This is a genomic window from Flavobacterium sp. NRK1 (genome assembly GCF_024054175.1).
Classification (GTDB): Bacteria; Bacteroidota; Bacteroidia; order Flavobacteriales; family Flavobacteriaceae; genus Flavobacterium.
This window is the reverse complement of record NZ_JAMXLA010000001.1, coordinates 112097-128615: the sequence shown is the minus strand read 5'-3', so window position 1 is coordinate 128615 and position 16519 is coordinate 112097. Positions and strand designations below refer to the sequence as shown.

Genomic DNA, 16519 nt, shown 5'->3' with positions numbered 1-16519 from the left:
ACTTTCCAATAAAAAACTCCCCATTTGGGGAGTTTCATTATTTTGAAGAACCATCATATATCTTATTATATAGTTTCTGGTACTTTTCTTTTACTGCTTTGCGTTTCAGTTTAAGTGTAGGGGTCATTTCTCCACCATCTACACTCCAGATTTCAGGAGTTATTTCAAACTTTTTGATCTGTTCCCAGTGCCCAAACTTTTTATTAATACCGTCAACCTCTTCCTGTATTCTGTCATGTACTTCCTTGCTATTCGCAATATCTTCATTTGACTTCAGGCTAATTCCTTTACGTGAGGCCCATTGCTTTACAAAATCAAAGTCGGGCTGAATAAAGGCAGCCGGCATTTTTTCGCCATCGCCTATAACCATTATCTGTTCTATAAAACGCGATTGTTTCATTGCGTTTTCTATAAGCTGAGGTGCAATATATTTACCTCCCGATGTTTTAAACATTTCTTTTTTCCTGTCGGTAATCTTCAGGAAGCCTTCATCGTCAATAACGCCTATATCTCCCGTATGGAAATAACCATCGGTAATTACTTCAGCTGTTTTTTCAGGTTCGTTAAGATAGCCCATCATTACATTAGGGCCTTTACAAAGTATTTCGCCATCTTCGGCAATTTTTACTTCTACACCATTTAACGGCCTGCCTACAGTACCTATTTTAAAACCTTTATTGCGTTCATCATTTACGGCGATAACAGGAGAGGTTTCTGTAAGTCCGTAACCCTCCATAACCGGAATTTCGGCAGCAGCAAATACTCGTGCCAGCCTTGGCTGAATAGCTGCACTGCCCGATACCATAAGGCCGAGGTTACCACCAAGTCCTGCTTTCCATTTAGAAAAGATAAGCTTACGCGCTATAGCTAGTTTAAAGCCATACCAAACTCCATTTGCACCATAAGGCTCATAGGCTAAACCTACATCTACAGCCCAAAAGAATAATTTGCGTTTTATACCGGTAAGTTCTGTTCCTTTTGCAATGATCTTATCATATACTTTTTCAAGTAGCCTTGGCACTGCTGTAATAACAAAGGGCTGCGCCTCTTTTAAATTATCGCTTACTTTGTCGATAGACTCGGCAAAATAAGTAGCAACACCATAATATTGGTATAAATACAATATCATCCTTTCATAAATGTGGCAAATTGGCAGAAAGCTCAATGCTTTACTTTTACCGGCTTCAAAAGGCACCCTTTCGGCGCTCATTAATACGTCAGATACAATATTCTTATGAGAAAGCATAACACCTTTCGGTCTTCCTGTTGTGCCTGAAGTATAAATGATTGTTGCGAGTTCTTCTTCGGTAATAGCGTCTTTAATGCTATTAACTTCATTCTGATTTGAAATGTCTTTACCAAGTTCCAGAATTTCGTTCCAGTTTTTACAGCCTTTTATTTCGTTGAAGGAGTATATTTCTTTTAGTTTAGGCACATTTGCCCTGATAGACATGATTTTATTGTACAGTTCTTCATCTGAAACAATACAATAAGTAGATTCTGAATGCGTAAGTATATATTCGTAATCTTCTTCACTTATAGTAGGGTAGATAGGTACATTTTGTGCCCCTGTTTGTAATATACCTATGTCACAGATATGCCATTCTGTTCTGTTATTAGAAGAAATAACAGCTATCCTGTCGTTCTTTTTAACGCCCATGCGAAGCAGTCCGCGGGAGAAAGCGTTCGATTTATCAATATATTCCTGAGTTGAGGTCTTTACCCATTCATTTCCATACTTAGTAACCAATGCATCTGACAGGTTGTATTTTTCCAGCTGGTAATAAGGAAAATCAAACAGGCGTTTTATAGTAGTCATAGGATTTTATAGTGTTTGTTCCTGCAAATTATGAAAAAAATATATATGTATGCTTAAAGTTACAAAATATTAAAAAATTATTTAAATAAATTATTATGATGTTATTTAAGGATTTTTTTGATGATATATTCCTGATTTACAGTTGTAGAACAGTGTGGTTTAATTATAAAAGAAGCAGACGGAATCCGTATACTCCAAGACTGCCCTGCATAAAATCCAGATCATGTGAACGTTTAAAACCCATTCTTTCATACATGTTCCAGGCGGTTTGCATAGCTTTGGTACTGTGTAGTATTATCTGACCACAGCCTTGCAGTTTTGCTTTAGCAATACATGATTCGGTTAAATGTTTGCCAATACCTTGTCCTTGTGCCTCCGGACTAACAGCTAACAGGCGCAAACCTGCTGTGTTTTGTTCTGTTATATTTATTTCCTCTGGTCCATAATGTTTCATAGTTCCATAATACACCAATACACCTAAAATGTTATTCTGTTGGTCTGTAGCTACAATTATTTCTATATCAGAGCTTTTAATAAGATTGCCAATATTGGCAAGGGTATGATAATATTCCGGCTGGTCATCTTTCTTTGGGAAGCCTTCCAGTTGAGAATATACACTTACCAGCAGTTTTCCTATGGTAGCATATTCAGAAGAATCGGCTTTTCTAATGCTATAATTATTCACGATGAGTTAGTATTGTTGTATTCAGTAAAGATAATTGGTATTCTGCAAAATGTATTAGATTGTCTGCAAAACGATTAAACCCAGGCTCTGTCCGTGCCATAATTTTGTCCTGTAAATATTTAAAATATAAAAAATGAAGAATACCATTTTAATTACAGGAACGAGTACAGGAATTGGAAAAGCAACAGCAAAGTTATTTAGCGAAAAAGGATGGAATGTAGTAGCTACCATGCGGACACCTGAAAACGAGACTGAACTTACAGGTTTTGAAAATGTAATTGTAGAAAAGCTGGATGTATTGGATATAGATTCTATTACAACAGCCATAAGTAATGCCATTGCAAAATTCGGAAAAATAGATGTGGTGGTAAACAATGCCGGGTATGGCGCTTATGGCCCTTTAGAAGTGTTTGACCGTGAAAATATCGTAAGGCAGTTCAATACTAATGTTATTGGGCTTTTGGATGTTACTAAAGCAATACTGCCCCATTTCAGACAAAATAAAAACGGAATCTTTATAAATATTTCATCTATCGGTGGTAAATTAACTTTTCCGCTGGGTTCTCTATACCACGGTACTAAGTTTGCTGTTGAAGGAATATCCGAATCGTTAAGTTATGAGCTTGAAAACATAGGAGCAAAGGTTAAAATTGTAGAACCGGGCGCTATAGCTACAGATTTTGCAGGAAGATCATTCGATTTCCAAAAAGGTACTATAGCAGAATATGAACAATATGTAGATGTTATAATGAATGCCGTGGAGCAAATGCTTTCAGATGCTTCTCCAGCCTCGCTTGTTGCAGAAGTAATTTATGAAGCTGCAACAGATGGAAGCGACAAATTGCGCTACACAGCCGGTCCTGATGCTGAACAAATTGTAAAAGCACGTAAGGAAATGACTGATGATGATTTTAAAGCTATGATGAAACAGACACTTGGGTTATAATTATTGTTATTTACTTAAATTTACACTAATCTCAATTGTTTTAGTTTTGAATGAAATAATCAACATAAATTCGGTTGCCGATTATCATCGGCTGGCCGGACTGCAAAGTCCGAAACATCCTTTGGTTTCTGTGAGTTTTCATAAAGATACAGTGCCATCGGAAGATTTTGCAGGGCAGCGCTATGCTTTTGGGTTATATTATATATCCTATAAAAACGGAAAATATGCCAGAATGGGTTATGGGCGCAGCTCTTATGATTTTCAGGAGGGTACGCTTATGTTTATGAGTCCGGGTCAGGTTATTTCACCTGCAGGTAGTTCGCATGAAACAGATGAGGGCGGATGGTCACTGGCATTTCATCCTGATCTTATACGTAAGTCGGCATTAGGTGAAAAAATAGGTAAGTATTCTTTCTTCTCGTATGATGTAAACGAAGCTCTTCATGTATCGGAAAGCGAAATAAGAATTTTGACAGAACTCACCCAAAAAATTATAATGGAGTATAATCAGAATATAGACCAGCATACTCAAAATCTTATAATTTCTAATATAGAGCTGTTGCTGGATTACTGTAATCGCTATTATGACAGGCAGTTTTATACCCGTACCAATCTTAACAAAGATTGCGTAACCAGGTTTGAACAATTACTCCATAATTATTCCAGTTCCGGCATGTTATCTCAAAACGGAATACCGGGAGTAAGTTATTTTGGTGAAAAACTAAATATGTCCGGACACTATTTAAGCGATATGCTAAAAAAGGAAACAGGTAAAAGCCTTAAAAAATATATAAATGACTTTTTAATAAACAATGCTAAAACTATGCTGTTAGGTTCGGCAGATTCTGTAAGCCAGATAGCATATAGTTTAGGATTTGAATATCCGCAGCATTTTAGTAAACTGTTTAAACAAAAAACAGGTATGAGTCCTGTAGAATATAGAAGTTTAAATTGATAATAAGGATCTTGTAATAATAAAAGGCTGCTTAAATTTAAGCAGCCTTTTATTATTCTGGGTAATGTTATTATATCCTGAAAATACCGCCCACAGCTACAATTCTCTGAAAGAATGTAAAATGATGATCGGCTCTGTCAGGGCCCTGATGTGTAGTGCGTACATCATACATGTCAATATACCCGCCTTTAAGCTCTCCCATTACAAAAAAGTGTTTTAAGAAAGTAAGATTGATACCTGCTTTGGCAGACATTCCGAAACCTGCAACGTGAAATTCGTCATTACGTTTCATGCCTAATACTTTGGCATTGGTTCTTGGGTATAATATACCCCCGCCAAGACCTTCGTAAATATTAACCTGAAATACATCTGTGTTATTTATAGTCAGGTATTTGGAAACGTCATCAACACGGCTAAATTCTGTATTAATGTAATTTAGGCCATCAGTATGCTCAAAATCAAGAAACTCTTCAGTAAGTACAGTAGGTGTATTATTGTAAGTTCCATTATAAACATACCCCGGATGATCTTCCGGTAAATTAATAGTACCATTTATATTGGCAGTCTGTCCGGTTCTCATTACGTATTTCATGTGGTCTACACCAATGGAAATGTTATAATGGTCGGAAATAAAATAGCCAATTCTAAGGTTCGTTTGCGGAATGGTCATTCTTCCCGGGTTAATGTAATCAATATTCCATCCTTTAGGTTTATCGTCGGCTACAGCATTTTCAACTGTAAAATTGTAGCCATCGCCTTTAAAATGAATGTCAGATTTAGAATATGATTCCCTGTTACCTCCCCAATAAATGAAGAATTTCCCTTTGTTGTGTGCAGTATATTTTTCAGGCTCAGTTGCCACTTCCTGGGCAAAGGTGTACTGTGAAAAAATACAAAAAGATAGTACCACCATTAGTAGTGGTTGTTTCACGGCTGGATAAAAATTATGTATAAATTGATATTTACCAATAACGGAACAACTGACTTGAGGTAAAATTGTAAGGGCAGATTAAGTCAAAGGAGATGTACCGCTATTTAGCGAAGCAAAATTACGGATAAATCTTAATAATTAATATTAAATATAATATTGTAAGTTATATTAACTATATTTTTTATAGTATCTTTAATTTCATTAAAAACGTGATTTGCACAGGGCTGTTTAGGAAAGCCTTTTAATGAACATCATTATAACATTTGCCCTTTATCTTTCGTAGTGCTTTTAAGTTTTTCAATTTTTAAATTAAACCAGTTAAAAAGGGTTATTGCTATAATTATAAATATTGTATATATCCACAGCCAATAATTAGTGTTGGTATTTATTTTAGATGTTTGTAACTTGGAATTAGATGTTTCAATAGTATTATATAGTTTTGCCTTACCTGTAATGTCATCTGGTTTTAAAGCAAGTATTCTTTCATAAACATCCTTTTGCTCATAAAGTACTTTGTTTTCCTTTTCTAAAGTAATATTCGAGTTACTTAATTTAGAAGTCAATATAACAATTGTTATACAAGCGATTAAATAAAATGCAAATTTGAGAGATATTAATGTTTTTAAATTCATGTCAATGGATTAATAATTTGAAAACTAAATTATATATTATTTTTAGCACGAGAGTGGTGCTCGCCAGATGATGCTTCACTATTTCCCGGATTTCTGTCATTGCGAGAAAGGACGACGTGGTAATCTATTTAAGGTACAGATTTGCTTTAAGCCCAATAATAAACGCAATTTTCAGGCTTAAATTAACGTAATGAATAATTAAAAACTTAAAGGCATAATATCATATACAATACCTGAAGTTTGACCATTAATAACTGCGGGTTTTATTTTAGGAAAGTTGATAAAAGCTTTTTCCAAAACTTTTTTAAGTTTATCCGAACTGGTTTCTATTTTGTTTACAGAAACATTTCCTTCTTTGTCTACAGCCACTTTTATTTTTACTTTAGTGCCCTTAAGACTTTCTAATTCATTGCCTATTTCTTCTGTAATCCAAATAATGAATTTATCCTCAAAACAGGCAGATACAAATTCATCTTCAGCAGAGCAGTCTTTAAAATGTGCATGCTCAATCACCATAGGAAAGGGATGAGGCTTTTTCTTCATGTCTTCTGTTGTACTTTTAATTACTTGCTCATATTGTTTTGTATTGTTGTTCTTTTTAAAACTAACAAAAAAACCGTAACTAGATGATGTAGGTTTACCTCTAAGGTCATTAATTGGAATGATAGCAGGTAATTTTTCCAATGCTGAAACTGCCAGTCCTTTTATTCTTTCATTTTCTGTTTCTGCCTTAAAAGGAGCTTCGCCTGAAGCTTTACTAAAGATGGTAACTTTAATAGAAAACTCTTCTAAGCCAAGTGATTTGGCAGTGTTAGATTTGTTTATTTCTTCCAGTATAAGCGCGCCTACTTTTTCGCGATAGCAGTCTTCCTTGTTCTCTGCATTTTCACAGCCGGGGTAGATAGCTGTAGACTCATTTCTAAAATCTAAAAAAGTCTTTCTTTGTGAAAAAGAAACAGTAGTAAATAATAACAGTAGTAAGGTGAAAATTGGTTTCATTATATTAAGTTAGTGTACGCAAATATAGTGCATGCTGAATACAAAAAAGTCCCGCAAGGGGCAGGACTGTATACTAGCGCTTGCGCCAAGAAGACTCATAATTATTTTTTTTCAGAAAGATCCTTATTATATATTATATGTAACACAACATCCTTCCATCCGTCAGGGGTTAAATATTGTCTTTTTACCCAATAATGAATAACATTATTTTCCCATTTAATATCAGTTAAGGTTCCGTGTATAGCCTCACGTTCAGAATCTCGCCCTGTAATACTTATTTGTTTCGTATTTTCATCTACCTCAAAAGTATACACCAACCAAAGTTTGTTAAAGCATTGATCATAAGGCTGATCATTTATGAGATCATGCTCAGGTATACTAATGTCTAAAGAGTTAAATTTGCCTCCAGAAAATGAAGGTCTTGAAATAATTTCATCTTTTATTACGTAATTACCATCAATTACCTGATAACCTGAAAAACAGTCAATCTCACCCATAACGTTCACTTGTGCTATACCATCAAAGTTAAGGTCGAGCGGTACATCGCTTTCAATTTTATCAAGGGTGTAGATGCCTTTTACCTGATTTAAAAATTCATTGTTTTCTTTCGTAGTGTCATCATTGCTACAGCTTAAAAGCAGCATTATACCAAAATAACAAATTAATTTTTTCATATATAATAAATCAATTTAATTAAAAGTAGTATTTAACCTACTTTTAATTATTAGGATTAACATATTTTTAACAAAAATGCCCCTCATTTCTGCGGGGCATTTATATCTCAAATCTAGTATTTCAATACTAAAATCTATTTTCTGTTCTCAATCCACTTACGTGCATTTACAAATGCTTCATGCCACGGTGAAACCTCGTCGTTACGTTCTTCCGGGTAGTACGCCCAGTTCCATTGGAACATCGAGCGCTCAATGTGAGGCATCATAACAAGGTGACGGCCGTCGTTGTTTGCCATCATGGCAACATCAAAAGCAGAACCGTTAGGGTTGGCAGGGTAACCGTTGTAGCCATATTTAGCTACAATGTTATATTGGTCTTCGCTGTATGGAAGGCTGAATTTACCTTCACCATGAGAAATCCAAACACCCAGTGTGCTGCCTGCTAATGTAGAAAGCATTACCGAGTTATTTTCCTGTACAGTAACCGATGTAAATCCGCTTTCGTGTTTACGGCTGTCGTTATGAAGCATTTTAGGTTTAACCTCATGGTCAGGGTTTATAAGCTCAAGCTCAACAAACAACTGACATCCATTACAAATACCTACCGATAATGTATCTTCTCTCTTAAAGAAGTTGTCAAGTGCAGCCTTAGCTTTTTCGTTGTAAAGGAAAGCACCGGCCCATCCTTTAGCCGAACCAAGAACGTCTGAGTTAGAGAAACCACCCACAGCACCAATAAACTGGATATCTTCAAGTGTTTCACGACCTGAAATAAGGTCGGTCATGTGTACGTCTTTTACATCAAATCCGGCAAGGTACATAGCATTTGCCATTTCACGTTCCGAGTTAGAACCCTTCTCACGGATAATAGCTGCTTTTGGTCTTGGTTTAGAGGCGTCAACCGCTACTTTCTTACCATCAAAATGAGCAGGGAAAGTATAATTAAGCGGTTGGTTTTTATAATTGTCAAAACGCTCCTGCGCTTTTACTTTTCCACTTTGTTTCTGGTCAAGAAGGTATGAAGTCCTAAACCAGGTGTCTCTTGTTTCTGAAATATCGAAAGTAAGATTGGTATCGCCATTTTTAATGGTAATCACGGCACCTTCTTTCGGCTGGCCGATTTTGGTGAAGGCCACATTGTGTTTTGCAAGCTCAGTTTCAACAGAAGCATCAGCCTGTATAACAATAGCAATGTTCTCTGCAAATAAAGCTTTAACCGTATCTGCTTCGTTAAGACCTGTAAGGTCATATTCAGCACCAAGGTTAACTTCAGGGAAACTCATTTCAAGCAGCGTAGTAATAAGTCCGCCGCTGCCTATATCGTGACCTGCTGCAATTTTACCTGCTTTAATAAGATCCTGTATAACATTGAAAGTGTTTTTGAAAGAAGCCGCATCTTTAATAGTTGGTACTTCATTACCCACTTTGTTTAATACCTGAGCAAAAGACGATCCTCCAAGTTTAAAGGCATCACCCGAAAGGTTTATGTGATAAATGTTACCACCATTCTTTTTTAATACAGGCTCAACTACTTTAGTAATGTCGTTACAGTTACCTGCAGCCGATATAATTACTGTACCCGGAGCAATAACATCGCCGCTAGGGTATTTTTGTTTCATAGAAAGTGAATCTTTACCCGTTGGGATATTGATGCCTAACTCAATTGCAAAGTCAGAACAAGCTTCAACCGCTTCGTAAAGCCTTGCGTCTTCACCTTCGTTTTTACAAGCCCACATCCAGTTTGCCGAAAGCGATACACTTTTAAGTCCGTCTTTAAGTGGTGCCCAAACAATATTGCTTAAAGCTTCAGCGATAGCTGTACGGCTACCCGCAGTAGGATCTACAAGAGCAGCAACAGGCGAGTGGCCTATAGTTGTTGCAATACCTTCTTTACCTGCATAATCAAGTGCCATAACACCTACGTTGTTTAAGGGAAGCTGAATAGGTCCGGTAGTTTGTTGTTTCGCTACTTTACCACCTACGCAACGGTCAACTTTGTTTGTTAACCAGTCTTTACAGGCTACAGCTTCTAACTGAAGAACCTGGTTAAGATATGTATGAATTTTATCCTGACTGTAATCAGGGTTAGCATATTTAGCTTCAACAGTTTTGTCTGCCATTATGGTTTTTGGCGAAGAACCAAACATGTCTTCCAGAGCAAAATCCATTGGCTTGGCACCTGTAGTGGCAGATTCAAAAGTAAACCTTTGATCACCCGTTACATCTCCTACTTCATACATTGGCGAACGCTCACGATCGGCAATACGTTTAAGTGTGTCAATGTCTTTCTGGCCAATTACAAGTCCCATACGCTCCTGCGACTCGTTGCCTATTATTTCTTTAGCCGAAAGGGTAGGGTCACCCACCGGCAGTTTGTCAAGGTCTATTTTACCTCCTGTTTCTTCAACAAGTTCAGAAAGGCAGTTTAAGTGTCCGCCCGCACCGTGATCGTGAATAGAAACAATAGGGTTATTATCGCTTTCTACAAGTCCGCGAACAGCATTAGCAGCTCGTTTTTGCATTTCAGGGTTAGAACGCTGAATTGCGTTAAGTTCAATACCCGAACTGAAAGCACCTGTATCGGCAGATGATACTGCTGCACCACCCATACCAATACGGTAGTTTTCACCACCAAGTATAACTACTTTATCGCCGGTTTGCGGCTTTTGTTTTTTAGACTGGCTTTCTTTACCGTAACCAATACCACCTGCAAGCATGATAACTTTATCGAAACCAAGTTTGCGGGCATCTTCTTCGTGCTCGAATGTAAGTACTGATCCTGAAATTAACGGCTGTCCGAATTTATTACCAAAATCAGAAGCACCGTTAGATGCTTTTATTAAAATATCCATTGGGGTTTGGTAAAGCCATTTACGCTCGTCCATGCCTGTTTCCCAAGGGCGGTTTTCTTCAAGTCTTGAATATGATGTCATGTACACCGCTGTACCTGCTAACGGAAGCGAACCCTGTCCGCCCGCAAGCCTGTCGCGTATTTCACCACCACTACCTGTTGCTGCACCGTTAAAAGGCTCTACAGTAGTAGGGAAGTTATGTGTTTCTGCTTTTATAGAAATAACAGAATCAAATTCTTTTATCTCGTAGTAATCTGGCTTATCGGCAGTTTTAGGAGCAAACTGCTGTACACGAGGGCCTTTTACAAAAGCTACATTGTCTTTGTATGCCGATACAATGTCGTTAGGATTTTCCTGTGATGTTTTTTTGATAAGTTTAAATAGGGAAGAAGGTTTCTCTTCACCATCAATTACAAACGTACCGTTGAATATTTTGTGTCGGCAGTGTTCAGAGTTAACCTGAGAAAAACCAAACACTTCAGAGTCGGTAAGTTTTCTTCCCAGTTTTTCCGAAAGATTGTTAAGATACTCAACCTCTTCAGGACTAAGTGCCAAACCTTCTTTTTCATTGTAAGCAGCAATATCGCTAACCTCAATAATAGGCTTCGGCTGTATGTTTATAGTGTAAATATCCTGGTCTAGCCCGTTATACTTTTGCGAAAGCATAGGGTCAAAGCTGGCGTTAGCCTCATCTGTCTTTTCAAACTCCTCTATCCTTATAATTCCGCTAATGCCCATGTTCTGGGTAATTTCTACGGCATTAGTACTCCAGGGAGTGATCATGGTTGCGCGTGGTCCAACAAAAAAATCCGTCAGGGCGGATTTTTCTATCTTATGTGCGTTTCCAAAAAGCCAGTTTAATTTTGAAATGTCTTCTGCTGATAGCTCGTTTTGCGATTGAACTGCAAAAACCGTATTCGTCTGGTTTCCGAAGAAATGAATCATTACAATTGTAGTTACATGTTGAGAGCGCAAAATTAATCTAATTTTCTAACAAACACAAACTTTACATACTACATAATGTGATGTCAGAAAGGTAAAAGGAATGTGGGGAAATGTCTTTCAGTAATCATGGTACTTTTTATGTATATTCTTTTTTATACCTCTCTGTTTTCAATATATTTCTGTATTTTCGACATCGATTTTAAAGATTTCGACAATGATAAACAGGCACATTGGTTTCACAACCTTATTAAAAATAGTTCAGTATAAAGATCCCCGATTTTTAATGGGTATAATTGCACTACTGGCGTCTGTTGTAACTTTACTACTTTCAATTTCTTTAAGCCGCAATTTTAATGAACCTTATGAAAATTACGATCATGAAGTTATTAATGCTAACGGAGTAGAGCAGGAGGCAATAATTGTAAATTTACAATCAAAAGATAATGTAGAAATTAACGGAAAAAATCCACTTGTAATAACTTATTTATTTGATGATAGGGGAGTAAATAAAATCGATAAATTTAAAACGCTTAATGTTGAAAAGGGAGGAGAACTTTCTGTAGGTGATAAACTAAAGATAAAAACATATAATGGAGCATCTTCTATAATAGGATATGAGTCTTTTACGTTTCCATTTTTTCTTATTTTACTAATAGCCCCTGTTGCATTTTTTCTTGTTGGAGTAATGCTGCTTTTAAGAAAAATTGTGCCTGCAATTAAAATATACAGATTATATAAAAATGGTATTGTACATGAAGCAGAAGTACATTCTATATTGACGATTTCAGGGACGCCTATTACTAATAAGAGAAGAAAGGTTTCGATTGATTATTTCTACAGAATAAAGGAAGGCGAAAAAAAATATGGTAATACAGCTTCTACTGATTTTTCTTTACTGGCAGAAATGAAGGCAGGGGATAAGGTCAAGATCTTTATTTCCGAAGATGGCAAGCATTCCTGTCTGATTCCTAAAAAGGAAGCCATTAAAAATAATTGGAATATTACGTTTGCTTAAAAAAAGAATCCCGCAATCGCGGGATTTTTTTGTGTAAAATGATGTTATTTTCTTTTCATTATTATTTCCATATTCTTATGCTCAGCACCATTTTTAATATCATACATTTCCATTTTTCGGGTGTTGTCATTAACAATAGTATATAGTTCGCGGCATTGTATTGTTTTTCCGCGCGCCGGGTCAACCATATCTCCCTTAAACTCTATTGTTTTTGTATTTGGATCATATTTGCCTTTCATTACCAGCATGCCAGTGCCCATATTATCTATCCATGTTGAAATATATTCTTTAGTAGAATTATCATAAGCAAGTGTGCTGCGGCCTTCAAATGGCATACCCATCATAGTGCCTTTATAGTTCATCTCCTGATAACGGTCACCAAGTATCATTTTACATTCAGATGTAGAAGTAGCTTTCATTGGCTTGTTGTCCGGTTCATGCCAAAAGGTCATTTCATTGGTCCATGTGCCATTTTCAGCAGCCATCATTTTATGGGCATCACCGGGTGTCATATAAGCTTGCCAGGCTTTCATTTCGGTAATAGAGTCCATTCGTTCTTCAACCATCGGCTCGTCGGTTGTAATGGTATCCATTTCAGAAACCTCAGTTTCTATTTTCACCTCTTTTTTACATGAAGTAAAGCACATTGCCAATACCGACAGTGCAAGTAAAATTTTTTTCATAATTAATTGTTTTTATGTTTGTTATGTAAAATTATGAAAAAATGTGTACCATTATTAATCTTCTGTAAAAGTTGTGCTTTCGTAGGCGCCTATATCCGGAGTTGCAGTAGTGTTTCTTGGTGTACCTGTGATATCGTTAGGTACGAGTGCAGCTATTGTTACATCGGCAGCCCCGTTAGCACCACCCTGTGCATCACCTAAATTAAGTTTGTTATTTTGCGGATCAAGAAAATCGGGTCTGTCCTCAGTTGAGCTTCGTGCTATCTTACACTTATGATATAATACAAGGTCGGATATATTGCCTGTGGAAGGATATAGCGGATTATTTTTAAACTGGTTGGAATAATCTACCAGCTTAATAAGGCAATAATTGAATTTACACTTAAAGGCAATCTGATTTCCTGCCTTGTTTTCTAAAGACATTCCTATGTTTGATGATCCGTAAAGAATACAATTGTCAAAATTTGCAGTAACATCGCTAACAAAAAGTGTGTCGTCAGTTTCATAATAATCATTTATGAGAACCGGAACCTGATTAAAACTGCCAAAGTAGTTGGCAAAAGTACACTGTTTAAAATTATAGGTTCCACCCTGTGTAAGAGCAAGAGAGGCCTGACCGCAATTGTTTATTACTAAATTATCTCCACTCAAAACAGAATGAACTGTAAGTACCCCAAAGTTTACACAATTATATATTTGTGAATTATTAATGGTAAGCTTCGGAAGTGTTTCATCATTATCAATGCTTACCATATATATACCTATAACTGCATTTTTAAGCGTAAGATGCTCTATTGTATTGTTTTCTTCACCCGAGAATAGCCAAATATTGTTCCACTGCCCCGGGATATCTGAAAATTCAGGTTCTAACCTGTCACCTTCAAATATAACTTCATTTTCAAGCTCTTCGGTACTGGATAAAGTTCCGTTAATATTAATAGAACCGGTTTTATCTACAATCAATCCTGAGCTGCCATGAAAATGGACTCTTGCACCGGCATCCACTGTTAGTGTCTTATTATTCGGTACTAAAGCATATCCATATATTACATAGGGTTTTTCGTTTGTCCAGTGTAGTTCTTCCGGTGTTGAAAGTTCATGTCCAAACAACTCGGTATCCTGTCCGTTTATTGTTAATTTTTCTTTCATTGCATCTGGTAAAGGTCTGTCCGGTTTAATAAACACTGCATCCTGTACCAGTGTAACAAGTTCTACTTTTTGCTCTTTAGTGCCGCTGTCAAATAAAATTTTGTCATTGTATAAAAAAGTAGTTTCGTTGTTGGCATATTCAGTGTAATCAATAGTAGTTTCAATAAATATAAACATACTGTCTTTCGCCATAAGCTCTACATCACTAAAAACCTTTCCTGGCTGGCCATCTACCATTAGTCGGTATTTAGACTGTTCGCCTTCGCCTAGTTTTATGCTTGGTATTTTTATATCCTTATTACTACGGTTATACACCTTTAAGGTATAAGTACTTGATCCTATATTGGTAAAAACAGTATCAAGATACACTGTGTCTCTGGAAAATTCCAGGCTTCCTGTGCTTTGCTCAAACTCAAAGTCTTCGCGGCAGGAAGTGAAACAAAGTGCAAAACCTATAAAAAGCAATAGTAAATAATGGCGCATAGCGTTAACAATTTTTGGTAAAAATAGCTATTAATTTGAAATATTGAAAAGCAATATAATGGTTAACGCATAATTGTAAGATTTAGTTTGTAATACTGTTAATTGATAAGCTCTCTTAATAGGTACCTGATATTTATTTGGCTTTTGATATCAGGTATTCGTACTTTTACATTTCTAAATTTAAACTATGGCATTTGATAAAGAGCATGTATTAAAAATGTGCAATGACTTCGCTAAGAATACGTTGATGGAAACGCTTGAAATTGTTTACACCGATGCTGATGAGGGAATGCTAAAGGCAACAATGCCTGTAAATTCAAGAGTACAACAGCCAATGGGCTTATTGCACGGAGGTGCAACCGTAGCTCTTGCAGAAAGTGTAGGCAGTGGTGCATCATTAATGATGATAAATCCTGAAGTACAGGAGGTGAGAGGGATAGAGATATCAGCTAATCATTTAAGAAGCAAGCGTGATGGGGTAGTAACTGCAACTGCTAAAATTGTGCATCAGGGCAGGAGTCTGCATCTTTGGGAAGTAAGAATAACTGATGAAAAAGACAGACTTATTTCGGTTTGTAAAATAACCAACATGGTATTGCCAAGAAAACGATAATGGTTTACATCATTTAAATTAGTGTAATGACAGATCTTTTCAAGAAAATAAAAAATCAGTATAAGTCAGGTTTTCCGTTTGCAGTATATGCAAAACCGGGAAGCACGGCTATAACAGGTGTCTTTCAGAATAGCGCTGAACCATTTTTTCTTAACGATTATGCGCAGCAGGGTTTTGCATTTGCTCCTTTTAATGGAGATAAGATTTGTTTTATACCTGCACAAGCTTCAGATGTAATATCGGTAATTATAAATGAAACCGGTGTTTTGCCTGCAGATAGTATTCAGCCTGAAACTGATACAATAGCTAAAAGATCTTTTGAAGATCTGGTAGCCAAAAGTGTATCGGAAATTAAACAGGGACATTTTGAAAAACTGGTACTTTCCCGAAAAGAAACTTTTGATATTGATGCTATTAACATAGTGGATATTTATCATAAGCTGCTTTTTAGCTATCCAATGGCATATCGTTATTGTTTTTATCACCCTGAAAGCGGATTATGGCTGGGAGCAACACCTGAACAGTTACTTAAAGTAGAAAACAGAACACTACATACTGTTGCCCTGGCTGGTACCCAGTTGTATAAAGAAGGAGAAAAAGCAGTTTGGGAAAACAAGGAGAAAGAAGAGCAGTTATTTGTTACCAATTATATTATTGATTCTCTTAAGCAATTCACAATTGCTATAAATAGTACAGAACCTTATACATTTAGGGCCGGAAATATTGTACATATAAAAACGGATATTTCTGCCGATTTAAAAAATACAGAGAGTTTAGCCGGAATTATAGATGCATTACATCCAACACCGGCCGTATGCGGATTACCAAAACAAAAGGCTAAAGAGTATCTTATTGCAAATGAAGGCTATGAAAGGGATTATTACTCCGGTTTTTTGGGTGAACTTAATATCGATTTTGCTACAGGTCAATCCAAAACCGATTTATTTGTTAATCTACGCTGTATGAAAATTGATGATTCGGCACATCTATATATAGGTTGTGGAATAACAAAAGACAGTGATCCTGAAAAAGAATTTTTAGAAACCGTAAACAAGAGCATGACGATGCGTAGAGTGTTGTAAAAGTTTTGAATGATTTCTTCTTAACTTTGTATGCGATTATAAATTAATTCAGGATA

General features: G+C 36.4%; 14 protein-coding genes. 5 read left to right on the top strand and 9 right to left on the bottom strand.

The window, feature by feature from the left end; translation table 11 throughout:
• Positions 1-37: 37 nt before the first annotated feature.
• On the bottom strand, positions 38-1819 hold the full coding sequence (locus NHE85_RS00570) for a long-chain fatty acid--CoA ligase (protein ID WP_252808691.1): 1782 nt from the start codon (positions 1817-1819) through the stop codon (positions 38-40).
• Between the two features lie 163 nt (positions 1820-1982).
• Complete coding sequence (locus NHE85_RS00565) at positions 1983-2504, bottom strand: GNAT family N-acetyltransferase (RefSeq protein ID WP_252808689.1); 522 nt, start codon at positions 2502-2504, stop codon at positions 1983-1985.
• A gap of 133 nt (positions 2505-2637) precedes the next feature.
• On the opposite strand from NHE85_RS00565, the gene NHE85_RS00560 reads away from it, so the two are divergent.
• Both NHE85_RS00560 and NHE85_RS00555 read left to right on the top strand, forming a co-directional pair.
• The gene (locus NHE85_RS00560) at positions 2638-3450 is read left to right on the top strand and encodes an SDR family oxidoreductase (protein WP_252808687.1); all 813 of its coding nucleotides are present in this window, start codon (positions 2638-2640) and stop codon (positions 3448-3450) included.
• Between the two features lie 46 nt (positions 3451-3496).
• On the top strand, positions 3497-4405 hold the full coding sequence (locus tag NHE85_RS00555) for an AraC family transcriptional regulator (RefSeq protein WP_252808685.1): 909 nt from the start codon (positions 3497-3499) through the stop codon (positions 4403-4405).
• A 70-nt stretch (positions 4406-4475) separates the two neighbouring features.
• Here NHE85_RS00555 and NHE85_RS00550 read toward each other — a convergent pair whose 3' ends face one another.
• The 5 genes from NHE85_RS00550 to purL all read right to left on the bottom strand — a co-directional run bounded on the left by NHE85_RS00550 (position 4476) and on the right by purL (position 11438).
• Positions 4476-5318: a hypothetical protein gene (locus NHE85_RS00550; protein ID WP_252808683.1), complete on the bottom strand. Its 843-nt coding sequence runs from the start codon at positions 5316-5318 to the stop codon at positions 4476-4478.
• Between the two features lie 272 nt (positions 5319-5590).
• On the bottom strand, positions 5591-5968 hold the full coding sequence (locus NHE85_RS00545; RefSeq protein WP_252808681.1) for a hypothetical protein: 378 nt from the start codon (positions 5966-5968) through the stop codon (positions 5591-5593).
• Between the two features lie 198 nt (positions 5969-6166).
• A complete protein-coding gene (locus tag NHE85_RS00540; protein WP_252808679.1) occupies positions 6167-6967 on the bottom strand; it encodes a hypothetical protein in 801 nt (266 codons plus the stop codon).
• 101 nt (positions 6968-7068) lie between these two features.
• Positions 7069-7641 carry a hypothetical protein gene (locus NHE85_RS00535; RefSeq protein ID WP_252808677.1) on the bottom strand — a complete coding sequence of 191 codons (573 nt, stop codon included), beginning with the start codon at positions 7639-7641 and terminating at the stop codon, positions 7069-7071.
• Between the two features lie 134 nt (positions 7642-7775).
• On the bottom strand, positions 7776-11438 hold the full coding sequence (gene purL / locus NHE85_RS00530; protein WP_252808676.1) for a phosphoribosylformylglycinamidine synthase: 3663 nt from the start codon (positions 11436-11438) through the stop codon (positions 7776-7778).
• A gap of 214 nt (positions 11439-11652) precedes the next feature.
• Between purL and NHE85_RS00525 the strand changes: the two genes are divergently transcribed.
• Entirely contained in the window at positions 11653-12453 is an 801-nt protein-coding gene (locus tag NHE85_RS00525) for a hypothetical protein (RefSeq protein ID WP_252808674.1), read from the top strand.
• A 44-nt stretch (positions 12454-12497) separates the two neighbouring features.
• Here NHE85_RS00525 and NHE85_RS00520 read toward each other — a convergent pair whose 3' ends face one another.
• Both NHE85_RS00520 and NHE85_RS00515 read right to left on the bottom strand, forming a co-directional pair.
• On the bottom strand, positions 12498-13136 hold the full coding sequence (locus NHE85_RS00520; RefSeq protein ID WP_252808672.1) for a DUF1579 domain-containing protein: 639 nt from the start codon (positions 13134-13136) through the stop codon (positions 12498-12500).
• 54 nt (positions 13137-13190) lie between these two features.
• Positions 13191-14768 (bottom strand): hypothetical protein, encoded by a 1578-nt coding sequence (locus NHE85_RS00515; RefSeq protein ID WP_252808670.1) that lies wholly within the window; start codon positions 14766-14768, stop codon positions 13191-13193.
• A gap of 187 nt (positions 14769-14955) precedes the next feature.
• On the opposite strand from NHE85_RS00515, the gene NHE85_RS00510 reads away from it, so the two are divergent.
• Together NHE85_RS00510 and NHE85_RS00505 are read left to right on the top strand one after the other, a co-directional pair.
• Complete coding sequence (locus tag NHE85_RS00510) at positions 14956-15381, top strand: PaaI family thioesterase (protein WP_252808669.1); 426 nt, start codon at positions 14956-14958, stop codon at positions 15379-15381.
• 26 nt (positions 15382-15407) lie between these two features.
• The gene (locus NHE85_RS00505; RefSeq protein ID WP_252808667.1) at positions 15408-16463 is read left to right on the top strand and encodes an isochorismate synthase; all 1056 of its coding nucleotides are present in this window, start codon (positions 15408-15410) and stop codon (positions 16461-16463) included.
• The last annotated feature ends 56 nt before the right edge of the window (positions 16464-16519 follow it).